Below are 26,486 nucleotides of genomic sequence, written 5' to 3' on the forward strand. Positions count from 1 at the left end.
ATGCGGGTTCACATCTGTGCCATGGGCCGGCTTCGCGCCGGTCCGGAAAAATCCCTTGTCGATGATTATCTGACCCGGTTCGACCGGACCGGGCGCGGTCTGGGCCTTGGCCCCGCGCGCGTGGTCGAGATGGAAGACAAGAAGAACGGCGGCATGGCCGCCGAAGCCGTGCTGCTGCGGCGCGCGATCCCTCAAGGGGCGGTGATCTGCGTCTTGGATGAACGCGGCAAGGTCGAAACCTCCCCCGCATTCGCCGAACGGCTTGGCAATTGGCGTGACGCCGGGCGGGGGGATTTGGTCTTTGTCATCGGCGGCGCCGATGGCATCGACCCCAGCCTGCGGGCAGAGGCGGATCATGCACTCTCTTTTGGCAAGATGGTCTGGCCGCATATGCTGGTGCGGGTCATGCTGGCCGAACAGCTTTACCGCGCCGCCGCGATCCTCTCGGGCGGGCCTTACCACCGGGTCTGAAAGGGCGCAGGTCAGGGCAGCGGGATCGTCACCAATTCCGAAGACCAGCCGCTGACGCTGTCGCGCGCTTGAATGCTGACCTCCGTCATCCCGTCGGGGATGCGCACGCCCGAGAGCGAGCGGGTGAAGGGCTGCTCTTTCACATGCGGATGTGCCAGATTGCGGGTGCCCAAGGGTTTGCCATCGGGGTCCAGAATGCGCCAAGCGTCGGCATAGTGGTCCCAGCCACTGTCGTTGTGCCGGATGGTGACGTCAAACTTCCACAAATCGCCCTGTCGATCGACCGCGACATTCAAAATGGCGGGCGGATCGGCGAAACCCGGCGCGGCAAAGGCCAAGAAGGCGAGAATGAGGCTACGTTTGAACATGAGACACCAATAAAACAACGAACTGAATATAGCGCATTTCGGAAAGGTTCCAAGGTAGGCGGAAGTTGGGCCCGGTGCAATTCACCCTGAAGCCGCAATTTAGTGGTGCAATTGCACCAGGCGCGCGGCAAACTGGCCAAACCCGCGCCATAGGCTCTATGCTGCGGGCCAGAGGAGGGACCGCAATGCAGATGCCAACACCCGATGCCGGGATCATTGCGCGCAAGGCGCGGGTCGTGGCGCGGCTGCGCGCGGCGCTGCCCCGCGATGCCGTGATCGACGATGCGCATGAGACCCGCGCCTATGAATGTGACGCGCTGACGGCCTATAAATGCCCCCCCTTGGCCGTGACCCTGCCTGCCAGCACCGAAGAAGTCTCGTCAATTCTGGCAATCTGCCATGAGGAGGGCGTGCCGGTGGTGCCGCGCGGCTCGGGCACCTCGCTTGCCGGTGGGGCCTTGCCCACCGCTGATAGCGTGGTGCTGGGGGTGGCGCGCATGGCCGAGGTGCTTGAGGTCGATTACGACAACCGGCTTATGCGCGTGCAGACCGGGCGCACCAACCTGAGCGTCACCGGCGCGGTGGAGGAAGACGGCTTTTTCTACGCGCCCGACCCTTCCAGCCAGTTGGCCTGTGCCATCGCGGGCAATATCGCGATGAACTCGGGCGGGGCGCATTGTCTGAAATACGGGGTCACCACCAACAACCTCTTGGGCGTCACCATGGTCATGATGGACGGCGAAGTGGTCGAGATCGGCGGCGGTTATATGGACGCGGGCGGGCTGGACCTTTTGGGCGTGATCTGCGGATCCGAGGGGCAGTTGGGCGTGGTGACCGAAGCCACCCTGCGCATCCTGCCCAAACCCGAAGGCGCGCGGCCCGTGCTCATGGGCTTCGACGACAACGCCGTGGCCGGGGCCTGTGTCAGCGACATCATCAAGGCGGGTGTGCTGCCCGTGGCAATCGAATTCATGGACCGCCCCTGCATCGAGGCGACGGAGGCTTTTGCCCATGCGGGCTACCCGATGTGCGAGGCGCTGCTGATTGTGGAGGTCGAAGGCTCTGACGCCGAGATCGACCACCAGTTGGCGCTGATCACCGAGATCGCCCGTCGCCATAACCCTGTGGAGCTGCGCGAGAGCACCAGCGCCGAGGAAAGCGCCGCGATCTGGTTGGGCCGCAAGTCCGCCTTTGGCGCCATGGGGCAGATCAACGACTACATGTGCCTTGATGGCACCATCCCGGTGACCGAATTGCCCATGGTGCTGCGCCGCATCGGTGAGATGTCCGATGAATATGGTCTCAAGGTCGGCAATGTTTTTCACGCGGGCGACGGCAATATGCATCCGTTGATCCTGTTTGATGCCAACAAACCCGGCGATCTGGAGAAATGCGAGGCCTTTGGCGCCGACATCCTGCGGCTCTGCGTCGAAGCGGGCGGTTGCCTGACCGGGGAGCATGGGGTTGGGATCGAGAAGCGCGATCTGATGCATGAGCAATACGGCCCCGCCGATCTAGAAGCGCAATTGGCCGTGAAGGATGTCTTTGACCCGGCATGGCTGTTGAACCCGGCCAAGGTCTTCCCTCTCGACGTGACGGAAGGGCGGCGCGGCAGCGGCGCGTCGGTGGCGGCGTGACGGTGACTTCCGAGGCGGAGCTGGTCGAGGCGATCCGTGGCGCAGAGGGGCCCCTGTCCCTGCGGGGCGGCGATACGCGCGGCATGGCGGGGCCGGGCGCGGCGCTGTCGCTTGCCGGTCTGCGGGGGATCACCCTTTACGAGCCGGGCGCGCTGACGCTGGTCGCGCAGGCGGGCACGCCGGTCTCCGAGATCGAAGCCGCTTTGGCCGCTGAGGGGCAGCGGCTTGCCTTTGAGCCGATGGACCACCGCGCGCTCATGGGCCGCAGCGGCACGCCGACCATCGGCGGGGTCTTTGCCGCCAATGTCAGCGGCCCGCGGCGGCTTGCTGTGGGGGCGGCGCGGGATTTTCTTTTGGGGGTGCGGTTCGTCGATGGGCAGGGGGCCATCATCAAGAATGGGGGCCGGGTGATGAAGAACGTCACCGGCTATGATCTGGTCAAGCTGATGGCCGGGTCGCAGGGCACCTTGGGCGCGCTGACCGAAGTCTCGCTAAAGGTGCTCCCGAAACCCGAAACCAGCGCGACGCTCGTGCTGTCCGGGCTGGACGACGCCGCCGCCATCGCCGCGATGGCGCAGGCCATGCGCAGCCCCTTCGAAGTCACCGGCGCGGCCCATGACCCGGCGCAGGGGCGAACGGTTCTGCGGTTGGAGGGGTTCGAGACCTCGGTCGCCTACCGGATCGGGCGGCTGAAGGATTTGCTCGCCGCCACGGGGGGCGAGATCGAGGTGCTTGAAGAGGGAGCTTCCGAGACCCTCTGGCGTGATCTCCGAGATGTGGCACCTTTCCATGGGTCGGCGGGCGATGTCTGGCGCCTGCATTGCCGCCCGACCGAGGCCCCGGCGCTTGCCGCTAAGACCGGGGCGGAGGCGCGGCTTTATGATTGGGCCGGGGGGCTGCTATGGCTGCGCATGGCCCCCGGCACGGACTTGCGCGCCCACTTGGGGCGGTATGACGGCCACGCGACCTTGTTGCGGGCCGAGGCGGCGGGGACGCTGCCCCGACAGGAACCCGAAGCCCCGGGGGTGGCGCGGTTGACGGCGGGGCTTAGGGCCAAGTTCGACCCCCGTGGCCTGTTCAACGCCGAAGCCTTGGCCCGCAGCGCATGACTTTGGTGCTGGTCTTCCTCATCGTCTTTCTGATCGGCCCCTTTCTGTTCAAGGCGCTGATCGCCGTGCCGCCTTCGCTTAGGGTCATCCGCGCCTTGGCGGCGATGGTGCTGGTGACCTTTCTCATCGCGCTTGCCCTGCGCTATGGTCTGCTGCGCTATTGGGGTGACAGCGCTTGGCTGTTGGGGGCCATCGCCTTGGCGCTCTGGGCCGCTTGGATCGGGGTGATCGCGCTGGTGGTCCAAGCGCTGCGCCGGGCCGATCCGCGCCCGGCGATGCGCCGGTGGAGCGGGGTGCTGGGGGCCGTGGGCACGACGGTGCCGTGGTTCGGCCTCGTCCTCGCCAATCTGATGCGCAGCACATAGGAACGGAGCCGCCATGCAAACCACCTTCACCCCTGAGCAGTTGCAGGATCCTGACACGCAGCGCAGCAATGAGATTCTGCGCGCCTGTGTGCACTGCGGCTTCTGCACGGCGACCTGCCCGACCTATCAGGTCTTGGGCGATGAGTTGGACAGCCCGCGCGGTCGGATCTACCTGATCAAGGACATGCTGGAGAACGACCGCGACCCGGACCCGAAGACGGTTCAGCATATCGACCGCTGCCTGTCTTGCCTCGCTTGTATGACGACCTGCCCCTCGGGGGTGCATTACATGCATCTGGTCGATCACGCCCGCGCCTATATCGAAGAACGCTACAAGCGCCCCATGGGCGAACGCGCCCTGCGCTGGATGCTGGCGCGGATTCTGCCCTATCCCACACGCTTTCGGCTGGCGCTGCTTGGGGCCAAGATCGGGCGGCCCTTTGCCCGGCTGATGCCCGACGCGCGGCTGCGCGCCATGCTGGAGATGGCGCCCAAGACGGTCCCCCCGGTCAGCCGCAACGACGATCCGCAGAGCTTTCCGGCTAAGGGCAAGCCGCTGCGCCGGGTGGCCCTGATGACCGGCTGCGCCCAAAAGGCGCTGAACACCGATATCAACGACGCCACGATCCGGCTGCTGACCCGCGCGGGCTGCGAGGTGGTGGTGGCCGAAGGGGCGGGCTGTTGCGGCGCGCTGACCCATCACATGGGCAAGACCGATGAGAGCCACGCCCACGCCGCCCGCAACATCCGCGCATGGCGGGCCGAGATGGACGGCGAGGGGCTGGATGCCATTGTGATCAACACCTCGGGCTGCGGCACCACGGTCAAGGATTACGGCCATATGTTCCGCAATGACCCGCTGGCAGAGGATGCGGCGCGGGTCTCGGCCCTTGCAAAGGATGTGACGGAACTGCTGGCGGAGCTCGACTTACCCTTCGCCGAACCGGCAGAGCCGGGCATGGTCGTCGCCTATCACGCGGCCTGCTCGCTGCAGCATGGGCAACAGATAAAGGTCACGCCGAAGACCCTGCTGAAACAGGCGGGATACACAGTGGTGGAACCGGCGGACAGTCACCTCTGCTGCGGCTCGGCGGGCACCTATAACCTGATGCAGCCCGAGATTTCGGCCAAGCTGAAAGAGCGCAAGATCAAGACCTTGGAGGCCAAATCCCCGGATGTGATCGCGGCGGGCAATATCGGTTGCATGATGCAGATCGGATCGGGCACCGGGGTGCCGGTGGTGCATAGCGTCGAACTGCTCGATTGGGCCTGCGGTGGGCCGAAACCACCTGCGCTCAGTCGTGATCCCGACCCGCCTGCGCAGGTGCCGCGTTTGCGTTAAGCCTGCGCCGTATTTTCGCCGCAACTCCCCTATATCCGCCAAGGAAACATGGTTTTGAGGTGCATTTTGCGACAATTGTTGGCGGCTATCTTCGGCGTCTTTACCCTTGCCACGGCAGCGCTGGCCCAAGACAGCGCGCTCAAAGCGCTCGACAACGGTGTAGATGCCGCCGCTTGGGAGGCGGTGGGCCGTCTCGACATCGGCGGGACCGGCTTTTGCACCGGCACGCTGATCGCTCCGCGTCTGGTGCTGACCGCTGCGCATTGCCTGTTTGACCGCGAAACCAAGGCCCGGATCGACCATGGTGAGGTGCAGTTCCTCGCCGGTTGGCGCAATGGCCGCGCCGGGGCCTACCGCGACATTCGCCGCGCCGTGGTGCATCCCGATTACGTCTATGACGGTGAGGTCTCCTCGGGACGGGTGCGCAATGATCTGGCGCTTCTGGAACTCTCCCGCCCGATCCGCAACACCACCATCCGTCCCTTCGGCACCGCCGCGCGTCCGCGCCCCGGCGACCGTGTGGGCGTGGTCAGCTATGCCCGCGACCGGGCCGAGGCACCATCATTGCAAGAGGTCTGCAAGGTGCTGGCCCAGCAAGAGGGGGTTCTGGTGACCTCCTGCGCGGTCGATTTCGGCTCTAGCGGCGCGCCGATCTTTAGCTTCGTCGCAGGCGAGGCGCATATCGTCTCTGTCGTTTCGGCCAAGGCCGAGGTCGAGGGCGCGCAGGTCTCGCTCGGCACGGCGCTTGGCGCGCCTTTGGCGCTGCTGCAAGCGGAACTGGTGGCGGGCAAGGGCGTGTTTCTGGATTCCAACCCCGCAGGCAAGCGCATCCGCGTCGGTGAAGAGCGCGGCACCGGGGCGAAATTCATCCGCCCGTAATTCTGCGCGGCAGGACTTGAAAGCGCGCAACCCCTTTCCCACATGAGCTTTGCCGAGGTGCCTCAATAGGGCTTCGGCGCTTGAAAAACCGGGTCTGTCCAATGGTGGAAGGCCCGATATGTCAATCGCTCACTGATGAGGATGAACACATGCGTAGTTTTGATTTCGCACCCCTTTACCGCTCCAGCGTTGGTTTCGACCAGATCGCCAACATGATGGACCGGGTTCTGACAAATGATGGGGCCACCCCCAGCTATCCGCCCTATAACATCGAAAAGCTCGACAACGATGCCTATCGCATCTCGATCGCCGTCGCCGGTTTCTCGGACAGCGATCTGAGCGTCGAAGTGCGTGAGAAGGCGCTGATCGTTTCGGCCCGCAAGGCGGATGAGGATGAGGCCAAGACCTATCTGCACCGCGGCATCGCCACCCGCGCCTTTGAGCGTCGCTTCCATCTGGCGGACCACGTTCAGGTCATCGGCGCGGCCCATGCCAATGGCATGCTGCATATCGAGCTTGAGCGTCAGGTGCCCGAGGCCCTGAAACCGCGTCAGATCACCATCTCTTCCGAGGTGAAGGCGATCGACAAGGACGTGGTTGACGCCAAATCCGTGAACTAAGCGCAACCGTTCCAGCGCTTTGCGAAGGCCCGCTTTTGGCGGGCCTTTTTTGTGGGCGGTCGCCTCCCAAGCTCGACCCGTTCGTGGGTGAATATCTGCCGAAGCCTAGGGGCGAAAACGGCGGCTTTCTGCTGCGCGAGGGGCGGGGTGAAACCAAGCAAAAGCTGTCGGGTTGAGTGGGGGACCGGGCAGGCGTGCCCGGACAACAGCGTGCAGAGTACCGCACGCGCAATGAAAGGAAGAACCATGACGACCTATGCAAATTCCCTACGCAAGCTTTCCCTGACCACGGCTGTCGCGGCTCTTATGGCGGCCCCAGTCGCCGCACAGACGCTGGACGCGGGTGTCGGCACCGATGCGACCACCGATTTGGCGGGCACGGAACTGGACACCACAGCCGGGGCCGAGGCGAATGGCACCCTGACCACCGAACAGGCGATCGACCAAACCGCGACCTCGGACATTGATACGGATGCCGATATCGCGCTGGATGGCAGCACCGTGGCCGTCGCCTCAGATGATACGGTCATCGGCACCATCTCGAACGCAGAGCCGCAAGCGGACGGTTCCATGCGCTATTCCATCGATCTGGCCGAGGAATTCGCCGCCGATAGCGACCGTGCGGTCGTGCAGATCGACCAAGATGTCGACGCCGATGGCCAGCTGCTCATTGGTATGACGGGCGAAGAATTCGCCGCGGCCCTGTCCCAGCAAGTGAATGCGGACGGCGCGGCGCAGACCCGGACCAACTAAGACGGGTCACCCTAGGGCGTTTCTCTCCCCCGCCCGAAGGCCGGCAGCATGAAAGTGCTGTCGGCTTTTTCATGTTCGGGCTGAGGCCATCGGGTTGCAAACTCTCCGGGACAGGGCTACTTCGCGGTGGTTATGATATAACATATCGAATCATGACGCAGGCCAATCCACGGAGAACGACATGCCCCAAACATCCGCATCCCCGCTATTCTTCCTGACGCTCAGCGCGGGCCTTGCCCTTTCGGCCCCGGTCGTGGCCGAGACGAAAGAGGCATCGCATGACCACGATCATTCCCATGCGCATGACCACGCCCACGACCAGAACGACATCTACAAAGGCTACTTTGACGACGCGCAGATCAAGGATCGGCCCTTGTCGGATTGGGAGGGCGACTGGCAATCGGTCTACCCGCTGTTGCAGCAGGGCGCGCTGGACGCGGTGATGCAGCACAAGGCCGAACACGGCGACAAGGCGGCGGCGGAGTACAAGGCCTATTACGAGGTTGGCTATGCCACCGATGTGGACCGCATCACCATCGACGGTAATGCCGTGACCTTCTTCCGGGACGGTGATCCGGTGCAGGGGCGCTATGCCAGCGATGGTTATGAGGTGCTGACCTACAAGAAGGGCAACCGCGGCGTGCGCTATGTCTTTGCCAAAGAGGGCGGCGATGCCGAAGCGCCGGAATATATCCAATTCAGCGACCATATCATCGCGCCGCAAAAGGCCGATCACTATCACCTCTACTGGGGCGACGACCGCGCCGAGGTTTTGGAAGAGTTGACCAACTGGCCGACCTATTTCCCCGCCGAGCTGAGCGCGTCTGAGATCGCGGCGGATATGCAGGCGCATTAAGGGCGGCCCGCGGCATGACTGGTAAAAAGCGAAACCTGCGCAGCGGGCTGAAACAGCGGCGCCGTCAGGGGAACCCGATGGCGGCCTTTGACCAGCTGCCGCCGCCCCTGCGGGCATGGCTTGCGCACGCGGCGCTGCCGTGGTCGCCCCGTTCGGCGCATCGGCTGTGGTGTCGGGCCTTGCAGCGTTGCGAAGGTGATGTCGCGCAGGCGGTCTCGCATCTTTCGCAGGCGGAGCGCCGGATGCTGGCACAGGACCGGCTGACGCAATAGCCCGATGCAAAACGGGGCGCGCCATGGCACGCCCCGTTTCTTTAACTTCCGCCGGTGCTTAGACCGACAGGCAGACGTATTTCATCTCAAGATAGTCTTCGATCCCGTGGTGCGATCCTTCGCGCCCGAGGCCGGATTGTTTGACCCCGCCAAAGGGCGCAAGCTCGGTCGAGATGATGCCGGTATTGACGCCGACAATGCCATATTCCAGCGCCTCGGCGACCTTGTACACGCGGCTGAGGTCCTTGGCATAGAAATAGGAGGCAAGGCCGAAGATCGTGTCGTTGGCCATGGCGATCACGTCATCCACATCCTCGAACTTGAAGAGCGGCGCGAGGGGGCCGAATGTCTCTTCCTTGGCGACCTTCATGTCCTGCGTCACGCCGGTCACGATGGTGGGTCCGAAGAAGTTGCCGCCCATGTCGTCCTTGGCGTTGCCCAGAATGATTTCCGCGCCGTTGTCGACCGCATCCTTGATATGCTCTTGCACCTTGTCCGAGGCTTCGGGGTTGATGAGCGGGCCAAGATCGGTGCCTTCTTCCAGCCCGTCGCCGACCTTCATCTGGCTCACGCGGTCCTTCAGCTTGGCCGCGAAGGCGTCATAGACACCCGCCTGCACATAGATCCGGTTGGCACAGACGCAGGTCTGGCCGTTGTTGCGAAACTTGCACATGATCGCGCCCTCGACCGCCGCGTCGAGATCGGCGTCGTCGAAGACGATGAAGGGCGCGTTGCCGCCCAGTTCCATCGAACATTTCATCACCTGATCCGCGGCCTGTTTCAGCAGGATGCGCCCCACCTCGGTCGAACCGGTGAAGGTCAGCTTGCGCACGGCGGGGTTCTCGCAGAACTCCTTGCCCACGGCGGAGGAGGAGGAGGATGGCACCACGTTGAACACGCCCGCCGGGATCCCTGCGCGTTCCGCGAGCACACCCATGACGATGGCCGACAGCGGCGTCTCCGCCGCCGGACGCGCCACAAAGGAACAGCCCGCCGCCAGCGCTGGCGCGGCTTTGCGGGTGATCATCGCGTTGGGGAAGTTCCACGGGGTGATCGAGGCCGCGACGCCGATGGGCTGCTTCATCACCATGATGCGCTTGTCGCGCTGGTGGCCGGGGATCATCTCGCCATAGACGCGCTTGGCCTCTTCGCCGAAGAATTCGATGAAGGAGGCGCCATAGGCGATCTCGCCCTTGGCTTCGGCCAGCGGCTTGCCCTGTTCGGCGGTGAGGATGGTGCCCAGATCGTCTTGGTTCTCCATCATCAGGTCGAACCATTTGCGCAGCACGGCGGCGCGTTCCTTGCCAGTCCAAGCGGCCCAGTCCTTCTGCGCCTTCTCGGCTTGGGCAATCGCGCCCGCGACCTGCGCGCGGCTAAGGTCTGCGACCTGTGCGATGACATCGCCCCGCGCGGGATTGGTCACGTCAAATGTACCGTCGTCGCCTTCGACCCATTGGCCGCCGACATAGGCGCGGGTTTCAAGCAGGCTGGGGTCTTTCAGCAGTGATTTCAGATCCGTCTTAGCATCAGTCATGTCATCTCTCCGCTATTCTCTATAGCCTCCAAAGCAACAACGAGTATGATTGTCCAGTTAAGTTTGATCAAATCCGGGGTGGGAGACCCAAATGATGCTAGATGACGCCTATGCAAACGCTGCCTATATCGACGGGGCCGACGGCTTTCCGCCCCGCTGGGAAAAGGAGGCAGAGGCATTCCGCGCGTCATTGGGGGCGCGGGCGCAGCTTAACGTGCGCTATGGTCCTTCGGACCGTCAAAAGTTCGACTTCTTCCAGCCCGAGGGGGTGTCGCGGGGCACGGCGGTTTTCGTGCATGGCGGCTATTGGAAGGCTTTCGACAAGAGCTATTGGTCGCATCTGGCCGCCGGTCCTTTGGCGCGGGGCTATGCCGTGGCGGTGCCGTCCTATGACCTCTGCCCCGATGTACGCATTTCCGAGATTTCCACCCAGATCGCCGCAGCGCTGACCGAAGTGGCGAACCGCACGCAGGGCACCATCGTGTTGTCGGGCCATTCGGCGGGCGGGCATCTGGTGGCACGGATGACCGACCCCTTGCTGCTGGGGGCCGAGGTGCGCGACCGGATCACGCGGATCGTGCCGATCTCCCCCGTGGCCGATCTGGCGCCCTTACTGCGAACCGAGATGAACGACACCCTGCGGCTGGATGAGGCCGAAGCCGCCGCTGAAAGCCCGATCAAGATGACCCCGCCCCATGGTGTGGATGTGACCGTCTGGGTCGGCGCGGCGGAGCGGCCCGTCTTCCTCGAACAGGCCGAAAATTTCGCCCGCAGTTGGGGCGCGAAACATGTGGTGGCCGAGGGCAAGCACCATTTCGACGTGATCGATCCGCTGTCAGAGCCGGACAGCGACCTGACCAAAGCGCTGCTGGGCAGCTAAGGCCCGCATTTTGCGGCAAATGTCCCGCCTTATTGCGCGTAAGGCATTTGCCGCAGTGCCGCGGAAACACTATGTCTGTGGGGCAAAGGCCCCAGTCCGGCCGCGCGACCTAATGGAAAGGGCCGAAGATGAGAATCGTTAAATGGGTGTTCTGGGTGACCGTCTGGGTGCTGGTGGGGGCGTTCTTCCACTATACGCTGCCGCAGACCGATATCGTCCGTGTCACGGATACCTATGAAAAGCGTATCGACTTCGGCAACAATTCGATCTTCTGGTCCGGCTCATCGACCGATAGCGCGGGCCAAGCGGTCAACCGCGATGTCTTTTTCATCCAGACCCGGCGCGCCAAGGGCGATGTCATGGTCTACCGCAACGAAGACACCGGTTGGGGCTGGCCGCCCTATTTCAAGTTCGACACCGCCAACCTTCAGGCCGAGGCGGCGGATGCGCGCAGCACCACTGGCGCGCCGCAGTACTATGCGCTGAAACACTACGGCTGGCGCAGTGAGCTTTTGTCGATCTACCCCAATGCCATTTCGCTCCGCCCGGTCGAGGGGCCGGAAGCGAGCAAGGGTATCCCCTTCGTGACCATCATCGTGCTGACCCTCGCCGCGGCGCTGTTCTATGCGATCTGGGTGCGCTGGCGGCGGTTCCGCCGCGCGCGGCTGGACCCAAAGATCGAGGCGATCGAGAATGACATCGCCGCGCGGCGGGGCCGTTTTGCCCGTTGGCGCGCCGAGCGGCGCGCGCGCAAATAACCTCACCACGAACTGCAGGCGCTGAGCGGGGCAAGAAGCGCCCCGCATTCAGGTAAATTCTGGTATTCCATCCTATATGGACATCATCCTCGTCACCACGGTCATCGCGTCGCTCTTTGTCGTCATCGGCTTGGCCGAACCCTTGGCCGCGCGATTGCGACTGCCGTTCAGCGTGATCTTGGCGGTTGTTGGCATCCTCATCGGGGCTTCGGCGATCTTTTTCCTGCGCACCGATTTGACGGATGCGTTGAACCCGGTGGCGGCGGCCATTCTGGGGCTGCCGATCCGGTCGAACGTCTTCCTCTATGTCTTCCTGCCGACGCTGCTGTTTCAGGCGACATTGGGCATGAACCTGCGGCGCATGGTCGACGACTGGGTGCCCATTCTGGTGTTGGCCGTGGTGGCCGTGGTGGTGGCGACGGTCAGCATCGGCTACGCGCTGTTTTGGGTTAGTGCCATTCCGCTGGCGGCCTGCCTGCTGATTGGGGCAATCGTCTCAACCACGGATCCTTCGGCGGTGGTGTCGATCTTCCGCTCGATCTCGGCTCCGCGGCGGTTGGCACGGATCATCGAAGGCGAGAGCCTGCTGAACGACGCCGCCGCCATCGCGCTTTTCGGTCTATTCATGGGCTATGTCATGCTGGGCATTCCCGACCCGGAACTGGGCAGCGCGCTTGCGCAATTCCCGATGCTGATCGCAGGCGGGGCGCTCGTGGGCTGGCTGGGCGCGCGGATCGCGGTTTGGGTCATGGCGCTGTTTGCGCGGCATGAGTTGGCGCAGCAGTCGATCTCGGTCGCGCTGCCCTATCTGGCCTATATCGTGGCCGAGCAAAGCGTCGGGGCGTCGGGGGTGATCGCCGTGGTGGCGGCGGGGCTGACGCTGAACCTCACCGCGCCGGGGCGGCTGCCGCCACAGGCGCTGACCAACCTGCGCGAGCTTTGGGACGTGCTGGCCCATTGGGCGGGGGCACTGATCTTTATCCTCGCCGCTCTGCTGATCCCGCGGCTGCTTGAGGAAGTCCGGCTGGAGGATTTCTTTCTCATCGCCGTGGTTGTGGTGGCTGCTATTTTCGCCCGCGCGGTGATCCTTTTCGGCCTGCTGCCCCTGTTGACGGCGGCGAAGCTTTCGCCCTTGGTCGAGCGGCCCTACCGGGTGGCGATCCTCTGGGGCGGCTTGCGCGGGGCGGTGACATTGGCGCTGGCGCTGGCGGTGACGGAAAGCGTGCGGGTGCCGGATGACATTCAGCGGATCGTGGGTATCTTGGCCACCGGCTTCACGCTCTTCACCCTGCTGGCCCAGGGTCCGACGCTGCGTTGGATCATCGGGCGGTTGGGGCTCGATCAACTCTCGCCCATCGATCACGCGCTGTCGCGTCAGGTCATCGCCGTGGCCCTGCAGACCGTGCGCGAAGACGTGGCCCAAACGACAGAGAATTACGACCTGAACCGCGACATCGTGCGCTCCGAGGCGAAACGGTTTGGCGAGCGGCTTGAGACAGCGGTTAAGACCGCGGAGGAAGCGACCGATATCCTCGACCGCGACCGCATCGCGCTTGGGCTGATCGCGCTGGCGGGGCATGAGCGTGACACGATCCTTGCGCGAGTGCGCGAGCGGACGATCTCGGCCCGGATGGCGGATCTGGTGCTCTCGGATGCGGACCGGCTGATCGAAGGGGCGCGGACCCAAGGCCGCAGCGGCTATCAACGCGCGGCGCGGCGCAGCGTGGCCTATGGGCGCACATTTCGCGCGGCGGCGGTGTTGCACGGGCGCTACGGCGTGTCGGGGCCGCTGGCGCGGATGACGGCGGACCGCTTTGAAATGCTGCTGTCGCAACGGCTGATCCTGCGGGATCTGGGCACCTTCATCGATGGCCGCATTCGCCGGATCCATGGGCGGCGGGTGGCCGAATTGCTGCACGACCTGTTGGCGCGCCGCATCGAAGGGATTGAGACCGCGCTGGAGGGGCTGCGCTTACAGTATCCCGGCTATGCCGAGGAGTTGGAACGGCGTTTCATTCGCCGCACGGCACTACGTTTGGAAGAGCGTGAATATACATTGATGCGCGAAGACGGTCTTTTTGGGGCCGAGGTCTATACCGCCCTGATGCAGGAACTGGCGACCCGGCGCACCGCGGCGGAGGGGCGGCCGGGCCTTGACCTCGCCGTGCGGCGCGGCGCTTTCATCGAGCAGTTTCCGCTGTTTGCGGATCTGGAAGAGGGCGCGCTCAAACGGCTGAGCCGGGCGCTCAAGACCCGCTATGTCGATATCGGCGACGTGGTTTTGCGCAAGGAAAGCCCCGCGCGCAGCGTGTTTTTCATCGCCTCAGGTGCTGTCGAATTGGAAAGCGCGGGTCAGACTTGGCGTTTGGGGCGGGGGGAGATGTTCGGCCAGATGGCCATCCTGACGAACCGCGTCCGTCGGGTGGATGTGCGCGCCATCGCGCCGACCACGCTTTTGGTTCTGGACGAGGACCGGTTCCGCCGCCTGCTGGAACGGAGCGCGGCCCTGCGCGAAGCGGTGCGTGCCAGTGCGGAGAAGCGCGGGATCGATCCGGTGGATCTGGTCTCGGGCGGGCGGGGGTAGGTCGGCGCGTCAAACGCTGGTGGGGCGTTTGGGGGCGGTGTTGTGCAGGGTATTTGAGAAAGGATGAAGATAGGGGGGTGCGGCCGGTAGAGGCGGCCGCACCTTTGGCTGGGGTCAGTCGTCGGGGGTGATTTCGCCGGTGGTGGCGTCGATCAGTAGTTCGCGTTCGCCGGTGGCGTCGGTCAGTTCGACTTCATAGACCATGCGGTCATCTTCATCGTCGAGTGAGACTTCCTCGATCCATGTGCCGTCTTGGCCTTCCAGCTCGGCCAGCGCGGTCATCAGCACATCGCGGGCCGTGCCAGCGGCGCGCAACTCATCCTCTTGGAAGAGGCCGCTGAGGAAGCTTGTGAGCTGCTCTTCGGACTGCTTCATCACATCGCCGGTGGCGGCGTTGACGGTGACTTCGTACACGGATTCGCCGCGGACGAGGTCGATCTCATAGACCAGCGCGTCGCCTTCGGTTTCGATCTCGGCTTCCAGCACGCCGCCGTCGATGCTGCTTTGCGCGGATTTGATGGCTTGGGACATGCTGATCCGCTCGGCCTCGGGGGCGGTCTCTTGCGCGAAGAGGGCTGCGGGGGCGAGCAGGAGCGATGTGGCGAGGGCGGTGAACTTAAGTGTCATGAAGAACCTCTTGCGTTGTGGTTTGCCGGACCGCGGGGCGGCGTGCTTGGCTCAACGCTTGGCGCGGGGGGCTGTTCCAGACGGTAGGGGCGGGCGGCGCTAATCTGCGAAGAGGCCTGCGGGCTGGACGATCGCGCGGGCCTCGTCTTGGGTCACCTTAAGAAAATGGGCGAGGGCTGCGGCGTTGGTTTCGGGGTCGGCGTATTCGGAGAGGCGGCTGTAGTTTGCGAATTGGGCGTCGCGGATTTGGTCGACCTCATGCAGCATGTTCCCGCGGATTGTGGGGAGCAGGCGGGACAGGTTTTCTTGCGATGTTTGCGCGCCGCTGAGGCCGATGCGCCGCGCGTGGCCGCTGAGATAGGCGTCGGTCAGTTTGCATTCGACTTCGAGCATGCGCACCTGCGCGCGGTCCGAGGCGAAATCGCGCAGCAGGTCGAGGTTCGACGTGTCGATGCAGACGATCAGCCGCGTGCTGTCGTAGTAGTCGTAGAGCATCCGCATCAGGGCGCGGCGGTGGCGGGTGCGTTTTTCCAGCGTGGTTTGAATGCCGCCGAGGTCGGGCAGGGGGGTGTCTTCTTCGTTGAAGAGGAAATCCACCGCCGGGAGGCCGGTTTGCTGGCGTATGCGCCCCACGAGCCGTTTTGCCACATGCCATTTCTTGGCGATGATGATCAGCAGTTCACGTTCGCGGCCAAGGCTGGATTCCCTCTCCCAAAAGCGGGGGGCGAAGCGGCGGCCAATGCGGCCCCGCGCGGTGAGGAATTCGAACAGGTTACGGCCTTCGTCGCTGATCTGGAAAGGCACCCCTTGGGCGGCGTAGAGCAGGCCGAGGCGGCGTTTGAGGTCCAGTGCCTCGGGGCTGATTTTGCGGGCGAAGAGGTGGTTCTGGCCGAGCAGCAGGTCATAGTGGTCATTGTAGAAGGTGACCGGCATGCCGTAGTCGGAAAACAGCAGAAAGGTCAGGCTGCGGTTGGCAATTTCGCCTTCGGGGACGAGGTGGCGCACGAGGGTTTGAAAGAAGGTCTCATCTGGGATCCAAGTGCTGCGGAAAAAGCGGATGACATCGGGGCGTTCGTGGCTAAATGCCATCAGCGCTTCGACGGTGCGGCGGCGCAGGCACCACCATTGGCTGCCGATCTGCACCTGAAGGTCGGCAGGGATCTTGCGGGTCAGGCCGAGACGCTTTTGCGCCTCGAACATCGCATAAAAGCGTTTGCGCTGCGTGCGTTCGTTGAACCAATGGCGATAGATCAGCCGCTCTTCTTTCCAGCCGGTCTTGATCCAATCACTTTCGAAGTAATCCACGCTTTCGATGAAATCCGCGTTATTTTCATAAAGGAACCGATGCGCGTATTCGGCGGATTTGATCGCCATGCAATCGCCCGACAGCAGGTAGAAATGCGTGGCGCGCGGGAAGGCTTCCATCGCGGCGGTGAGCGTGTCGAGCGTGGCTTGCACCAGTGACCATTCGCCCCAGCCACAGCGGGTGCGTTTGCGCGGGAAGGCGACGTTGGGGTTGTCGCGCAGGGCCGCGGTGATCTGGGCGTAGTCTTGGGCGCTGGCGGAGGCGTCGAAATGGATCGCCATGTAATCGCCCACCGCGGTCAGCCGCTCGGCTTGCCGGATGATGGCCTCCGGATCCTTGTGGCACAGCAGGATATAGGCAATTTTCGCCATGCAGGATACCGAATGTCCTTGTCGCGGCCCGCTTGCATCGGCCTTTTGTCGTGGATCATCTTCCTAGTTAATCCTGAAGACCGATTGAATAAACAGCATTTCTTTGCTTTTTTGCACCGAGGTCTGACTGTTGCTTAAAACAGCCAGCGCCAGCAGGAGGCAGGACGCGCATGGGTTTTCCCGGAACATGGATGACGGAAAGTGAGAGCATGGTGTACCGCGTGGTGCCGAAATGCGCCTGTTCGACCATCGGCCAGATCATGTATTATTCCGACCATGGCGAATTTTTTGACGGCGACATCCATGATGCCAAGTCAGGCATTCATAAATGGGCTTTGGATGGGTCGCAGGGGCCGATCACCGAGAATGTGACGGCGCGCAAGTCCTATGCCTTTACCTGTGCGCGCAACCCTTACACGCGGATTCTGTCGTCTTTCTTTGACAAGATTTGCGGCATTCAGCGCAACGGGCGGCGCTATCGCGGCAATTTGGTGCCGCTGCTGGTGCAGAAATACGGGATCGACGTGGGCGGTGAGGACGGCAAGGAGGAGTTCGACCAGATCGCGAGCTTCCGGCGTTTCCTGCTGTTTGCCCGCGATACCATTCGTTGGCGGCGGCCAATGGACCCGGACATTCACTGGTCGGCGGTCTCGGGCCATGTCAGCACCTTTATCGTCAACGGCGGCACCTACGACCAGATCTTCTGGACCGAGCGGTTCAACGATGGGATGCAGCAGGTGCTTGATGCCGTGGACACGCCGCACCCCGTCGATCTGGCGGCGATCCCGCGCTTTAACGAGAGCGAGGGCCATGGGCCCAAGCGGGCGCATCCGGTCGAGGATTACTTCGACGATCTGTCCATGCATCTGATGCGCGAGATCTACAAACGCGACTTCGATCTGTTCAAATATGACTTCGACAACCCCGGCAACAAGCACCCCGTGGGTGAGATCGATCTGGATGAGGTGCACGCCAAGCTCGGTGACTGAGCGGCAGCATCTTGCACCGGGGCGGGGGGCGCTCTACATGCTTTGGCATGTCACAGGTCAAATCCAGTTCCAAATCCGATCCGAATTACAAGGTGATCGCCGAAAACCGCCGCGCGCGGTTTGATTACGCGATCGAAGAAGATATCGAATGCGGTATCATCCTTGAGGGATCCGAGGTGAAATCCCTACGCGAAGGCGGGGCGAATATCGCCGAGAGCTACGCCGCCGTGGAGGATGGCGAACTGTGGTTGGTGAACTCCTATGTGGCGCCCTACAAGCAGGCCAAGACCTTCCAGCACGAGGAGCGCCGGCGTCGCAAACTGCTGGTCAGCCGCAAGCAATTGGCCGATCTGTGGAACGCGACGCAGCGCAAGGGCATGACGTTGGTGCCTTTGGTGATGTATTTCAACCATCGCGGCATGGCCAAGATCAAGATCGGCGTGGCCAAGGGTAAGAAGCTGCACGACAAGCGCGAAACGGCGGCCAAACGCGATTGGTCGCGGCAGAAGCAGCGGTTGCTGAAAGATCACGGGTAAGATGCGCGGCAGGCCCGGAATCAAGCCGTAGGCGCCGGGCCATCGCCTGCCCGCCCATCACGCCAGAGGCGTGCCGGAATACACTAGGCGCACCTTTGGTGCGACCGGGCTGGCGATTTGGTGAGGCGGGCGCCTCCTTGACGGCACACATCAAAGCTGAACCATAAAGTGGTGCCAACAGCCCGTAGCATCGCCACCCCGCGGGCAGGCGCTGGCCCTCAGCACGCCACATCCCCCCTTCCACTTGCCAGCATCCCCCGCCGGTTATAGGCATGGGCAACGCCCGCGACGAAGGAGGCCCCCATGGCCGACGATCCCAAGACATTGGTTTCAACCGATTGGTTGGCTCAGCATCTGAAAGACCCAGACCTGCGCATCCTTGATGCCTCGTGGTATCTGCCCGACGCCGGGCGCGATCCGAAGGCGGAGTATGACGCCGCGCACATCCCCGGCGCGCGCTTTTTCGCCATCGACGATATCTCGGACGCGCGCTCGGACCTGCCGCATATGGCCCCGCCGATCGAGAAATTCATGTCGCGGCTGCGCGCCATGGGCGTGGGTGACGGGCATCAGGTGGTAATTTATGACGGCGCGGGGCTGATGTCCGCCGCGCGGGTCTGGTGGCTGTTCCGTCTGATGGGGCAAGAGAATGTCGCCGTGCTGGATGGCGGGCTGCCCAAATGGCAGGCCGAGGGGCGCGAGACCGAAGACATGCCCCCCGTGCCGCGCGACCGGCATATGACCGTGCGTTTCCAGAACCAACTGGTGCGCGACGTGACACAGGTGGCCCATGCCTCCAAACTCGGCGATCCGCAGATCGTCGACGCCCGCGCCGCAGCACGTTTCCGCGGCGATGCGCCTGAACCGCGCGAGGGGCTGCGCGCAGGCCATATTCCCGGCGCGCGCAACGTGCCCTTCACCGAATTGCTCAACGACGACAAGACGATGAAAACCCCCGAAGAGACCCGCGCCATTTTCGAGGCGGCGGGCGTGGACCTGTCGAAACCCGTCATCACCTCCTGCGGCTCGGGCATCACCGCCGCCGTGCTGGCGCTGGCGCTGGAGCGGGTGGGCCACCGCAAATGGTCGCTCTACGATGGCTCATGGGCGGAATGGGGCATGTTCCCCACCGTGCCCGTGGCCACCGGCGCGGCTTAATCCTTTACCGTTACCTTCCAACCGGAGAACCCCATGTTCGAGACGCTCAAGGCGCAACCCGCCGATAAGATCCTCGCCCTTGTACAGGCTTACCGCGAAGACCCGCGCGACACGAAGATCGACCTCGGCGTCGGTGTCTACAAAGACGCCAGCGGCAACACCCCGGTGATGCGCGCCGTCAAAGCCGCCGAGCAGCGCATCTGGGAAAACCAAGACACCAAGGTCTACACCGGTCTGGCAGGCGATCCGACCTATACCAACGCGATGGCCGCGCTCGTTCTAGGCGATGCCGTGCCGCGCGGCGCGATTGCCGCTGCCGCCACCCCCGGTGGCACCGGTGCCGTGCGTCAGGCCTTTGAACTGGTGCGTATGGCCAACCCCGAAGCGCGCGTTTTCGTCTCTGATCCGACATGGCCGAACCACCTGTCGATCCTGTCCTATCTGGGCATGGAAGTGGTGAACTACCGCTATTTCGACAGCGCGACCGGCGGCGTGAACTTCGACGGCATGATCGAAGACCTCAAGACCGCCAAGAAAGGCGATGTGGTCCTGCTGCACGGCTGCTGCCACAACCCCACGGGCGCGAACCTCAACAGCGCGGAGTGGGACGCGGTGATCGAAGTGCTGCAAAGCACCGGTGCCGTGCCGATGATCGACATCGCCTATCAGGGCTTTGGCGACGGGCTGGAAGCGGATGCCGCTGCGACGCGCAAAGTGGCCACCTCGGTGCCTGAGTGCCTGATCGCGGCAAGCTGCTCTAAGAACTTCGGCATCTACCGCGAACGGACCGGCATTCTGATGCTGGTGGCTGCCGAGGCGGCGCAGGGGCTGAACCAAGCCACTTTGGCCTTCCTCAACCGCCAGAACTACAGCTTCCCGCCCGATCACGGCGCGCGGATCGTGTCGACCATCCTGACCGATGACGAGCTCAAGGCCGATTGGATGGCCGAGCTTGAGGATGTTCGCGACGGCATGCTGGATCTGCGTGAGCAGCTTGCGGGTGAGTTGCAGAAACTCTCCGGATCGGACCGCTTTGGCTTCCTTGCCCAGCACCGGGGCATGTTCTCACGCCTTGGCACCACGCCAGATAAGGTCGATGCGCTGCGCGAAAAACATGGCATCTATATGGTTGGCGACAGCCGTATGAACATTGCCGGGCTGAACCAAAACAGCGTGCCGATCCTTGCTCGTGCGATCATCGACGTCGGTATCTAATCGCGCTCCGGGCCGCGCATGTCGCGGCCCGGTCAGCCTTCGATTGTTGCGGAACAATCGCCCTATGCCTCTATTCTGGCCTCTTTTAATCAAAACTTGGTCGAAATGGCATGTTTGGATAGCTTGAGTGAAAACTCAGGGTCGGGCCAATTTTAGAATCATTATTACAGTGCATCCGCTTGGATGTGAGCTTGCCAGCGGTAGAGCTGGTAATCGTGACAGCCACGCTTGTCACCGTGTTGGGCTATTGGGTGCGCGGGCACAGCAGCCTGCCCGGTAAATATTGGTTTTTGCTGGCCATTCTGGCCATGGATTTCTGGCTTTTGTCGGTCGGGGTCGAGCTTTCCGCCACCTCTGCCGCCTGCGCCTTTGGGGTCAGCCGTTGGGCGTGGATCGGTTTTGTGCTGCTGCCGACCTTCTGGGCTTTCTTCCTCTATGAATATGCGCTCGGGGCCAAGGTGCCGCGGTGGCTCGTGCCGCTTTGCGCGGGGCTTGCGCCTGCGCTGATCACCCTCGCCGCGGTGACGAGCGGTTGGCATGAGAAATTCTATGGCCCCGAAACCAAGTGGTTGCTGAGCGCAGAGGGGGCCTATGTCCAATCCGACCACGGCCCGCTGTTCTTCATCGCGATCACCTATCTTTACATGGTCATCATGGCGGCGGCGGTGGTGGCGGGGCGGGCGGTGCGTTCGGCCAACCCGGCGGTGCGCAGCTTTTTCCTCAAGCTTTTTGCCGCGACGCTGATCCCCATGGTGGCCAATCTGGCCTATATCTTGGGCGGCATCACCCTGTTCAACACCGATCCGACGCCTTTCTCATTCGCGCTTTCGCTGACGCTGGTGGTCTGGCTGGTGGCCGACAACCGCTGGATCGACGTGAACGCAATCGCGCGCGAACTGTTGTTCTACAACAGCACCGATCCGGTTTTTGTGGTCGACCCGAGCGGCGCTGCGATCGAGACCAATCCAGCCGCCGCAGACCTCTTGCGTCGGGAGGCCGATCCCGAGGCACCGCTGAGCGCCTTTGGGGAGTTGGGGCCGATCATCCGCTATCTCGCGGCCCATGGTAGCCTGCCCGATGTGACCGATATCCAACTGGGTCACCGCCATTTCGCCGTGCGCGCCCATGCGATTTCTCTGGGTGCGGGGCAGAAACAGGTGGGCTGGGCTGTGGCGCTCTTGGATGTGACCGTGCAGAAGATCGCCGCCGAAAAGGCCATCGCTGCCGAGCAGATGCAGGCGCAGTTCCTTGCCACGGTCAGCCATGAGCTGCGCACCCCGCTGACGGTCATCAACGGCGCGCTTGGCTTGTTGTCGCAGGGCGGGGCCAAGGTGAGCGATGCGCAAAAGGCGCGTCTGCTGGCAAAGGCCAAGGGTAGCTCCGAGACGCTGACGACCCTGGTCAATGATCTGATCGACACCCAAAGCCTCAGCAGTGCCGAGTTCAGCATCGACCTGCAGCCTGCCGCTCTCGCCCCGCTGGTGCAAAAGGCTGTGGCCCGGGCAGAGAGCCTGCAACCGGAGAAGGATATCCGCTTCCGCTGCGAGATGCCCGAGACGGTGCTGACGGTCCAAGCCGATGCAGAGCGATTGGGGCAGGTCTTTGGAAATGTGCTGTCGAACGCGGTGAAATTCTCTGCGCCGGGCGGGCAGGTGGAGGTCAGCCTTCAGCAGTCCGAAGGCGTGGCGCATGTGCAGGTCAGCGACAGCGGCTGTGGCATCCCCCCGGGCGCGGAGGAGCAGGTCTTTGCGCCCTTTTCGCAGGTCGATGGCTCCGACACCAAGGTCGCCTATGGCAGCGGTCTGGGAATGCATATCACCCGGCAGATTCTGGACCGGCACGGGGGCAGCATCCGCTATGTCAGCGCCCCGGGTGTCGGCACGACCTTTATCATTTCTTTACCCCTAGTGGCCTAACGCAAACCGCCCGGCCATTGCGGGCCGGGCGGTCAATTGTTTGGCGATGTCGCCGGGACTTAGCCCTTGGCGAACTCGGGGTAGGCTTCCATGCCCAGTTCGGACATGTCCAGACCGGTGATCTCGGCCTCTTCGCTGACGCGGATGCCACCGGCGGCTTTCAGGATCAGCCAGACGACGAAGCTGACGATGAAGACAAAGAGGCCAACCGCGGCGAAGCCGATGATCTGTGTGACGAAGGATGTGCCTTCGGTATAGACCGGCACGACCAGCGTGCCCCAGAAACCGGCGATCAGGTGAACCGGGATCGCGCCGACCACATCGTCGATCTTGAACTTGTCGAGCATCGGCACGGTTAGCACGACGATGACACCACCCACGGCACCGATCCAAAGCGCACCAAACAGCGTCGGGTCAAGCGGCCCTGCGGTGATCGAGACGAGACCGGCCAGCGCGCCGTTCAGCACCATGGTCAGGTCGACTTTCTTGTACATCACCTGCGTCAGGATCAGCGCGGCGACGGCACCGGCGGCAGCGGCCATGTTGGTGTTTGCAAAGATCTGCGCCACGGCGTCCACGTCTTCGATGGTGCCCATGGCAAGCTGCGACGCACCGTTAAAGCCGAACCAGCCCATCCACAGGATGAACGTGCCCAAAGTGGCGAGCGCAAGGTTGGAACCCGGCATCGGCACAACGCGGCCATCCTTGCCGTATTTACCCAAACGCGGCCCCAGAACGATGGCCCCGGCAAGGGCAGCGAAACCACCAGCGGCGTGCACGAGGGTCGAGCCGGCGAAGTCGCTGAAGCCCATGGCGGAAAGGAAACCGCCGCCCCACTGCCAGGACGCTTCGATCGGGTAGATGAAGCCGGTCAGCACGACCACGAAGATCAGGAAAGGCCACAGCTTGATCCGCTCGGCCAGCGCACCCGACACGATGGAGGCGGTGGTGGCGCAGAACATCAGCTGAAAGAAGAAGTCGGAGGCATTGGAATAGCCGCCCGCGTCGATCTCGGTCTTGATGTCCTTGGTCGCGAAGGTGCCAAAGACGCCTTCCATGATCCAATTGCCGTCACCGGGATACATGATGTTATAGCCCACCAGCCAATACATGACCGCGGCAAGCGCAAAGAGGCCCATGTTCTTGGTCAGCTGCGTGGTGACGTTCTTGGAACGCACCAGCCCGGCTTCCAGCATGGCGAAACCCGCCGCCATCCAGAAGACGAGGAAGCCGCCGATCAGGAAAAGCAGGGTGTTGAAGATGAAGGTCGTATCCGCCAGCGTCGCGTATTCCGCGTCCTGTGCCAGCGCCAGCCCGGGCAGGGCGCTGACCGCCGCTGCGAGGGGAAGTATTAAGATGGGTTTCATATGGTCGTTTCCTGTCTGCGGGTCCGAATGCGTGCTTACCGAAGCGGGCGGCTGCCCGTGCAGCATGAGAAAACCGGATATCGGGCGCTCTTGGACAGGTTTGCCTGCCATATTTGCGCCATTGCGTGGCAGTGCCGCCTAAAAAGCGGGCGCAGGCTGGAATCTGCTTATAAATTAATCAGACATTTGACGCCGATTGGACCTTGCAGCGCTAAACAAACCGCTGCAGTCAGGCTAAAGTGGCGAAAAATAGGGCCGAGCAGGCGATATTATGACCGACAAGAACAAGCGCAAACGCCCTTTGGTGGCCGACAAGCGGTATCCCGGTAAGGCCAAACCCAAGGCCAAGACCGCAGCGCGGGGCAAACCGGCCACGCGCAAGGCCGCGCCCGCCCGCCGCAAAGCCGCTCGTCCCAAACGCCCCCGGCGCGGCGGTATCCTCGGCTTTTTCGCGGGGGTGGCCCGTTGGATTTGGCGGCTGATCTGGACCATCACATGGCGGGTGAGCCTTGTCATCTTCCTCGTGCTCGCCTTGGCCGTTGGCTATATCTACACCACGATCCCGCCGCTCGAAACGCTGCTGGATGGCCGCGCGCGTGGCTCTGTTACCATGCTCGACCGAGAGGGCGAGGTCTTTGCTTGGCGCGGCGACCAGTTTGGCGGCGTGGTCTCGGCGGAATCGGTCTCCAAACATCTGAGAAACGCGGTCATCGCCACCGAGGACAAGCGATTCTATCGCCATCTGGGCGTCAGCCCGCGCGGCATCGCCTCGGCTGTGCGCATCAACCTGAGCGAGGGGCGCGGGCCGCTTTCCGGCCACGGCGGCTCGACCATCACCCAACAGACAGCCAAACTGCTCTGTCTGGGGGAGCCCTATGACCCCAGCAGCGGCATGACGGAAAAGGAATATGAGGCGGAATGCCGTCGCTCTTCCTTGGGCCGCAAAGCCAAGGAAGCGCTCTTTGCCATCGCGATGGAGTTGAAATACACCAAGAACGACATCCTCTCGATCTACCTTAACCGCGCCTATATGGGCGGCGGTGCCTTTGGGGCAGAGGCCGCGGCGCAGCGGTTCTTTGGCAAGCCCGCAGCGGCCCTCTCGCCCGCCGAAGGCGCGATGCTGGCCGGTCTTTTGACCGCGCCCACGACGCTTTCGCCCACCAACAATCTGGACCGGTCGCAAAGCCGCGCCGCCACGGTGATCCGCCTGATGGAAGAGCAGGGCTATCTCTCTGCCGCCGAGGCTGATGAGGCCATCGCCAACCCCGCGCAACTGTCCGAGGCGGCAGAGGCCGAGGCGGGCGGTTATTTCGCCGACTGGGTCATGTCCTCGGGGCCCGAATTCTTTACCCGCAACACCACCGAAGATGTGATCATCAAGACCACCCTCGATCAGCGCATCCAGCGCGCAGCCGAGGAAGGCTTGAAATGGGTGTTCGAGAATAAGGTCCGCGAAGGCTCCAAGGCGCAGGCGGCGATCGTGGTGATGTCTTCTGATGGCGCGGTGCGTGCGCTTGTGGGCGGACGCAAGACCAAGGTCGCGGGCGCCTTCAACCGCGCCACGCAGGCGATGCGTCAGACCGGCTCGGCCTTTAAACCCTTCATCTATGCCGCGGCGCTCGATCTGGGCTATTCGCCCGATGACATCATCGTGGATGAGCCCTATTGCCTGAACATTCCCGGCTCGGGGCAATGGTGCCCCAAGAACTACACCAAGAGTTTCAAGGGGCCGGTGACCCTGACCGAGGCACTGAAAAGCTCGCTGAACATTCCGGCGGTGAAAGTCTCGGAAAGCGTGGGCCGCGAAACGGTGAGTTCGGTCGCCACCCAGTTCGGCATCAAAAGCGATCTGGCCGCTGGTCCGGCGCTGGCGCTTGGCGCATCAGAGAGCACCTTGCTTGAAATGACCGGCGCCTATGCCGGTATCCTCAACGGCGGCTCATCGGTGACGCCCTATGGGTTGGTAGACCTACGCCTTCTGGGCGAGACGGAGCCGCTGATGGGCACCGGCGGCGGCATCAACGAACGTGTGATCCAAGAAGATGCCGCACGCCAGTTGGTCTATATGATGGAAAAGGTGATCTCTGAAGGGACCGGCCAGCGCGCCAAGTTTGGCGGGCGGCAATTGGCGGGCAAGACCGGCACCACCTCGGCCAATAAGGATGCTTGGTTTGTGGGCTTCTCGGCGGATTATGTGGCCGGGGTCTGGATGGGCTATGACGACAACACGCCGCTCACCGGGGTCACGGGCGGTGGCCTGCCCGCAGAGATTTGGCGCGAAACCATGAGCCGCGTGCATGAGGGAATGCCCCTCAAGGAGTTGCCGATGCAGGCGCCCGCCCCGCCCAGCAACCTGAGCGAGGCACAGCCCGAACCGCAGCCACAGCCGCAACCGCAGGGCGGTGGCAACCAAGGCGGCGGCGCGGACAATGTGATCGACCGGGTTCTGCGCGATATCTTTGGCGGCGGCAGCAGCGGCAGCGGTGCCAGCGCGCCCGCGCCGAACTTCCTTGACCGCTGAGGCGGTCGGGGGCGGGCCGAAAAATCAATAGCATTGGGTTGTTAAACTCAGT

General features: G+C 63.2%; 24 protein-coding genes. 19 read left to right on the top strand and 5 right to left on the bottom strand.

Annotated features, from left to right (window positions below):
- Entirely contained in the window at positions 1-471 is a 471-nt protein-coding gene (rlmH, locus tag ACGYLI_RS12990) for a 23S rRNA (pseudouridine(1915)-N(3))-methyltransferase RlmH (RefSeq protein WP_394419511.1), read from the top strand.
- An 11-nt stretch (positions 472-482) separates the two neighbouring features.
- Here rlmH and ACGYLI_RS12995 read toward each other — a convergent pair whose 3' ends face one another.
- The gene (locus ACGYLI_RS12995; protein ID WP_394419512.1) at positions 483-839 is read right to left on the bottom strand and encodes a hypothetical protein; all 357 of its coding nucleotides are present in this window, start codon (positions 837-839) and stop codon (positions 483-485) included.
- 185 nt (positions 840-1,024) lie between these two features.
- Here ACGYLI_RS12995 and ACGYLI_RS13000 point away from each other — a divergent pair, with 185 nt between their 5' ends.
- The 9 genes from ACGYLI_RS13000 to ACGYLI_RS13040 all read left to right on the top strand — a co-directional run bounded on the left by ACGYLI_RS13000 (position 1,025) and on the right by ACGYLI_RS13040 (position 8,672).
- A complete protein-coding gene (locus ACGYLI_RS13000; RefSeq protein WP_394419513.1) occupies positions 1,025-2,476 on the top strand; it encodes an FAD-linked oxidase C-terminal domain-containing protein in 1,452 nt (483 codons plus the stop codon).
- Positions 2,473-3,585, top strand: a complete 1,113-nt coding sequence (locus ACGYLI_RS13005) for an FAD-binding protein (RefSeq protein ID WP_394419514.1) — start codon at positions 2,473-2,475, stop codon at positions 3,583-3,585. Before ACGYLI_RS13000 ends, ACGYLI_RS13005 begins: the two co-directional genes overlap by 4 nt.
- Positions 3,582-3,950 carry a hypothetical protein gene (locus tag ACGYLI_RS13010; RefSeq protein WP_271688778.1) on the top strand — a complete coding sequence of 123 codons (369 nt, stop codon included), beginning with the start codon at positions 3,582-3,584 and terminating at the stop codon, positions 3,948-3,950. The genes ACGYLI_RS13005 and ACGYLI_RS13010 overlap by 4 nt, the downstream gene beginning before the upstream one ends.
- 13 nt (positions 3,951-3,963) lie before the next feature.
- Positions 3,964-5,292 (top strand): glycolate oxidase subunit GlcF, encoded by a 1,329-nt coding sequence (gene glcF, locus ACGYLI_RS13015; protein ID WP_394419515.1) that lies wholly within the window; start codon positions 3,964-3,966, stop codon positions 5,290-5,292.
- 48 nt (positions 5,293-5,340) lie between these two features.
- Entirely contained in the window at positions 5,341-6,171 is an 831-nt protein-coding gene (locus tag ACGYLI_RS13020; protein WP_271692831.1) for a serine protease, read from the top strand.
- 149 nt (positions 6,172-6,320) lie between these two features.
- The gene (locus ACGYLI_RS13025) at positions 6,321-6,791 is read left to right on the top strand and encodes an Hsp20 family protein (protein WP_067268529.1); all 471 of its coding nucleotides are present in this window, start codon (positions 6,321-6,323) and stop codon (positions 6,789-6,791) included.
- A gap of 246 nt (positions 6,792-7,037) precedes the next feature.
- Positions 7,038-7,544: a hypothetical protein gene (locus tag ACGYLI_RS13030; protein WP_394419516.1), complete on the top strand. Its 507-nt coding sequence runs from the start codon at positions 7,038-7,040 to the stop codon at positions 7,542-7,544.
- A gap of 181 nt (positions 7,545-7,725) precedes the next feature.
- Entirely contained in the window at positions 7,726-8,400 is a 675-nt protein-coding gene (locus tag ACGYLI_RS13035; RefSeq protein ID WP_394419517.1) for a metal-binding protein ZinT, read from the top strand.
- 14 nt (positions 8,401-8,414) lie between these two features.
- Complete coding sequence (locus ACGYLI_RS13040) at positions 8,415-8,672, top strand: DUF6525 family protein (protein WP_394419518.1); 258 nt, start codon at positions 8,415-8,417, stop codon at positions 8,670-8,672.
- A 58-nt stretch (positions 8,673-8,730) separates the two neighbouring features.
- Here the strand turns inward: ACGYLI_RS13040 and ACGYLI_RS13045 are convergent, their stop codons facing one another.
- A complete protein-coding gene (locus ACGYLI_RS13045; RefSeq protein WP_394419519.1) occupies positions 8,731-10,206 on the bottom strand; it encodes an NAD-dependent succinate-semialdehyde dehydrogenase in 1,476 nt (491 codons plus the stop codon).
- A 91-nt stretch (positions 10,207-10,297) separates the two neighbouring features.
- Between ACGYLI_RS13045 and ACGYLI_RS13050 the strand changes: the two genes are divergently transcribed.
- The 3 genes from ACGYLI_RS13050 (at position 10,298) to ACGYLI_RS13060 (ending at position 14,428) form a co-directional block, all read left to right on the top strand.
- A complete protein-coding gene (locus ACGYLI_RS13050; protein ID WP_394419520.1) occupies positions 10,298-11,086 on the top strand; it encodes an alpha/beta hydrolase in 789 nt (262 codons plus the stop codon).
- 128 nt (positions 11,087-11,214) lie between these two features.
- A complete protein-coding gene (locus ACGYLI_RS13055) occupies positions 11,215-11,844 on the top strand; it encodes a DUF1523 family protein (RefSeq protein WP_394419521.1) in 630 nt (209 codons plus the stop codon).
- A gap of 76 nt (positions 11,845-11,920) precedes the next feature.
- Positions 11,921-14,428, top strand: a complete 2,508-nt coding sequence (locus ACGYLI_RS13060) for a cation:proton antiporter (RefSeq protein ID WP_394419522.1) — start codon at positions 11,921-11,923, stop codon at positions 14,426-14,428.
- A gap of 114 nt (positions 14,429-14,542) precedes the next feature.
- On the opposite strand, the gene ACGYLI_RS13065 is transcribed toward ACGYLI_RS13060, so the two are convergent.
- On the bottom strand, positions 14,543-15,055 hold the full coding sequence (locus ACGYLI_RS13065; RefSeq protein WP_394419523.1) for a PepSY domain-containing protein: 513 nt from the start codon (positions 15,053-15,055) through the stop codon (positions 14,543-14,545).
- A 99-nt stretch (positions 15,056-15,154) separates the two neighbouring features.
- Entirely contained in the window at positions 15,155-16,732 is a 1,578-nt protein-coding gene (locus ACGYLI_RS13070) for a DUF5928 domain-containing protein (protein WP_394419524.1), read from the bottom strand.
- A gap of 170 nt (positions 16,733-16,902) precedes the next feature.
- Here ACGYLI_RS13070 and ACGYLI_RS13075 point away from each other — a divergent pair, with 170 nt between their 5' ends.
- The 5 genes from ACGYLI_RS13075 to ACGYLI_RS13095 all read left to right on the top strand — a co-directional run bounded on the left by ACGYLI_RS13075 (position 16,903) and on the right by ACGYLI_RS13095 (position 22,546).
- On the top strand, positions 16,903-17,721 hold the full coding sequence (locus ACGYLI_RS13075) for a sulfotransferase family protein (RefSeq protein WP_394419525.1): 819 nt from the start codon (positions 16,903-16,905) through the stop codon (positions 17,719-17,721).
- Positions 17,722-17,768: 47 nt separating this feature from the next.
- Positions 17,769-18,257, top strand: a complete 489-nt coding sequence (smpB, locus tag ACGYLI_RS13080; RefSeq protein WP_067266812.1) for an SsrA-binding protein SmpB — start codon at positions 17,769-17,771, stop codon at positions 18,255-18,257.
- 303 nt (positions 18,258-18,560) lie between these two features.
- Complete coding sequence (sseA, locus tag ACGYLI_RS13085; protein ID WP_394419526.1) at positions 18,561-19,415, top strand: 3-mercaptopyruvate sulfurtransferase; 855 nt, start codon at positions 18,561-18,563, stop codon at positions 19,413-19,415.
- A 33-nt stretch (positions 19,416-19,448) separates the two neighbouring features.
- Positions 19,449-20,630 carry an aromatic amino acid transaminase gene (locus ACGYLI_RS13090; RefSeq protein ID WP_394419527.1) on the top strand — a complete coding sequence of 394 codons (1,182 nt, stop codon included), beginning with the start codon at positions 19,449-19,451 and terminating at the stop codon, positions 20,628-20,630.
- A gap of 215 nt (positions 20,631-20,845) precedes the next feature.
- The gene (locus ACGYLI_RS13095) at positions 20,846-22,546 is read left to right on the top strand and encodes a histidine kinase N-terminal 7TM domain-containing protein (protein ID WP_394419528.1); all 1,701 of its coding nucleotides are present in this window, start codon (positions 20,846-20,848) and stop codon (positions 22,544-22,546) included.
- A 59-nt stretch (positions 22,547-22,605) separates the two neighbouring features.
- Here the strand turns inward: ACGYLI_RS13095 and ACGYLI_RS13100 are convergent, their stop codons facing one another.
- Positions 22,606-23,913: an ammonium transporter gene (locus ACGYLI_RS13100; RefSeq protein WP_067266825.1), complete on the bottom strand. Its 1,308-nt coding sequence runs from the start codon at positions 23,911-23,913 to the stop codon at positions 22,606-22,608.
- 271 nt (positions 23,914-24,184) lie between these two features.
- Here ACGYLI_RS13100 and ACGYLI_RS13105 point away from each other — a divergent pair, with 271 nt between their 5' ends.
- Positions 24,185-26,434 carry a PBP1A family penicillin-binding protein gene (locus ACGYLI_RS13105; RefSeq protein WP_322328504.1) on the top strand — a complete coding sequence of 750 codons (2,250 nt, stop codon included), beginning with the start codon at positions 24,185-24,187 and terminating at the stop codon, positions 26,432-26,434.
- The last annotated feature ends 52 nt before the right edge of the window (positions 26,435-26,486 follow it).

The organism is Sulfitobacter sp. 1A13421 (assembly GCF_043557285.1).
In the GTDB taxonomy this organism is placed as follows: Bacteria; Pseudomonadota; Alphaproteobacteria; order Rhodobacterales; family Rhodobacteraceae; genus Sulfitobacter; species Sulfitobacter faviae.